Origin of the sequence: Mycobacterium sp., from assembly GCF_008709575.1 — a bacterium.
Taxonomy (GTDB): domain Bacteria; phylum Actinomycetota; class Actinomycetes; order Mycobacteriales; family Mycobacteriaceae; genus Mycobacterium.
Genome location: NZ_VYIK01000574.1, coordinates 1 through 500 on the forward strand (window position 1 = coordinate 1; position 500 = coordinate 500).

1 protein-coding gene is annotated in these 500 nt (G+C 66.6%); it reads right to left on the reverse strand.

Translation table 11 applies throughout. The features are described from left to right. Positions 1 to 500 (reverse strand): DUF1932 domain-containing protein (locus F6Q13_RS20205; RefSeq protein WP_293060216.1); only part of this gene is annotated, 500 nt, incomplete at both ends.

The following is a 500-nucleotide window of genomic DNA, read 5'->3' on the forward strand; positions in this document are numbered from 1 at the left end:
GGCACCGAGCGCCAACCCGGTGGGAAGCGCTGCGGCATTGAGAGCTTCGGCAACGTCGAGCATCTCCGGTGCCCATCGCCAGGCCTTGGCCGCCACCTCGGGGAACTGGTCGACGTCGGCCAACGGAAAACTGCGCAGCAGATCCGCCTCATGCCTGAGGTAGTCGTCGACACCGTGCGCGCCGGCCAAGGCGTGCGCGACGGCGGCCAAGACCCGGCTGGCTTTTTGGTAGGAGGCATAAGCCATTTTCAACGCGGAAGCTTGGCCGATTCCGCCGGCCAGCCTGACCACGTCCAGCGCTGTACCGTCGAACAATTCCGGTACCTGGCCGGTGTCGCCGGACACATAAAGCCGGGTAGAGCCCGGGTGGCTGGGTGGTGGGCCGATGATTGCTCCGTCCACCACCTGCGCACCGGGCAGCAGTGCAGCGATACGCCGCGCCCGGTCCGGCGAGATAGCGTTCGCCTCGACATATATGCCCCGATACCCGGTAACGGCGC